The sequence below is a fragment of the Aminobacter sp. P4_H6_2 genome, from assembly GCF_056400805.1.
This window is the reverse complement of the sequence record NZ_JBFUKO010000789.1, coordinates 1-2,203: the sequence shown is the minus strand read 5'-3', so window position 1 is coordinate 2,203 and position 2,203 is coordinate 1. Positions and strand designations below refer to the sequence as shown.

At 60.4% G+C, this 2,203-nt stretch carries 2 protein-coding genes; both read right to left on the bottom strand.

Annotated elements, in window-relative coordinates; translation table 11 throughout:
• A partial coding sequence (locus AC1DUU_RS30155; protein WP_476786987.1) for an ABC transporter substrate-binding protein occupies nt 1-1,130 on the bottom strand: 1,130 nt, incomplete at its 3' end.
• A 516-nt stretch (nt 1,131-1,646) separates the two neighbouring features.
• The coding region (locus tag AC1DUU_RS30150) for a DoxX family protein (protein ID WP_476786986.1) at nt 1,647-2,203 on the bottom strand (557 nt) is incomplete at its 5' end.

Genomic DNA, 2,203 nt, shown 5'->3' with positions numbered 1-2,203 from the left:
GTTGTAGACCCCGGAGAAAACCAGGATGACCGCCACCACGACAATCGAGGGCGAAAGGGGCAAGATGATATGGAAGAAGATCTTGAAGAACCCGCGGTGTCGCCCTCGGGCTTGTAGGGCTCGGTGCCGGTTTCGCTGTGCCACTTGTAGCCTTCTGGATACATGGCGCCGTCGATGGAGAAGAAATCTTCCGAACCGAACGCCGCAAGCATCATGTCCTTGGGTGCGAGCGCTGCCTGGATCGCCTTGCGGATCTTGATGTCGGAGTTCAGCCCTTCCTTGGTGTTCATGAAGAACACCGGCCAGCCGAACGGCTTCAGCAGGACGGGCGCGGTCTTGCCGCCCGAAATCTTGTCGAAGGATTCCACCGGCAGAGAGTCGACATAGGTAAATTGGCCAGACACCGCGCCTTCGATGCGGGTGTTCGGATCGGGCACAGGCACGAAGCGGATCTCGTCGAGATACTGCTTGCGGGCGCCGCCATAGCCGTTCGATTCGCCGTCGCGCGACTTGTAGCCGTCGAAGCGGGCGAGCTGGATGAACTGGTCGGGCTTGCGCTCCTTCAGCATATAGGGGCCGGTGCCAACGAAGCTGGTCAACGGATCCTGTCCGGCAACTTCCGACGGGATGATGATGGCAGCGGCATTGTTCAGCGACAGCAGCGAAAGCAGCGGCGCGAACGGCTTGTTGAGGGTGATCTTGATGGTGTTGTCATCGACGGCTTCGACGGCGCTCACGGTCTCGGCGGTCTGCTTGCCGCGCGTCGCGACCTTCATCCAACGCTGCAGCGAAGCGACCACGTCGGCGGAATTCATGTCCGAGCCGTCGTGGAACTTGATGCCGGTGCGCAGCGCGATCGTGTAGGTCATGCCGTCGGCCGAAATCTGCGGCATGTCGGCGGCGAGCAGCGGGGTGACACCCCAATCCTTATCGAAGGTATAGAGCGTTTCGTAGATGTGCTGGGTGACGATGCCCACCAGGTCGGCGGTGGAAGCCATTGGATCGAGAGTCGGCGGCTCGCCGATGGTGGCGACGTCGATCACCCCACCCTTGGACTRCCCCCACGCAACGCCTGTCGCCGGCAGCAACATCGCGGCCAGCGAAATGGCGATTTTTGTCATGTGTTTCATGTTTGGTCCCCTTCCCGGTTGTTACATTACTATGTAATCTATGTCTTAGTTATGGATTACTATCTCACCGGTATCGGGTTTCGTCAAGCGGAGGTGGGCAAGACTTCGTCATGTCGATCAATGCGATGCCGCAAGCTGTGCAAAACCCCGCGCTGGCCCGGTGCGCCGAAGGGAAAAGTTTCTGCATTTGCAAGCACAGGCGCCGCCCCACGCTGGCGATGCGGCGCCTCCACGCCAGTCCTGGAAGGGACTGGGTTACCCCATCCGGGTACGCGCCAGAACGATGTCAGCGCTGCGGTCGCTGTTGAGAATGAGCGCGTCGGGCAGGCAGCGCACGCTGAACAGCCAGGGAAGCTGCGAGAGCGAATTCTTGGGGAGGCACAGAGGCACGCGGGCCGAAACGGGCCGTGGGCGAATTCTTCAAGGTCCATCGCGCCTGCCATTGCGGCAGGTCAAATGGTGCAAGTTCGTCGCCCGCATTGCGAGCGACGATCAGATCGTGCGTCGCAGCGTGTCCTAGAACTCGCGCTTGAGAAGGGTACGTTCCACAGAGAGCGGTCCTCCGCCAAATCCCGCAAACAACATGACCGCGACGGCCCAGATAGCTGACAGGAATTCCGCCTTGTCTTGCACCTGATGCAAGAGGGCTGTGCCGCCGTCTGCCAATCTCTTGACGCCATCTGGCGTGAAAAGCGTATCGCCACCCGCCTTCAAGGCGTCGATTCCAGCCTGGGTGAGGAAGGCGTCACCGTAAGGATGTGTGTAGTGGAACCACCAGGTTATGGCCAACATGACAGCATTTGCGAGGGCGACCGGACGTGTCATGAAGCCGATCGCAAGCGCTATTCCGCCGAAGAACTGCATCGCGGCAAGCAATGGCGACCAGAGCCAGCCGGGGTAGAAGCCAACACTCTCGACAAAGCCGGTCTGCGCGAAGGGTGCCAGAATTTTCGGCCATCCCTCGACCATCAGCGCGCGCCCCACGACCACGCGAAGAACCACCCAGCTCAGCGGCTGGGCAACTTTTTCGTAAAGGGCGGCAAGCGCTGGAATGACTAGCCGGGCAGATGAAC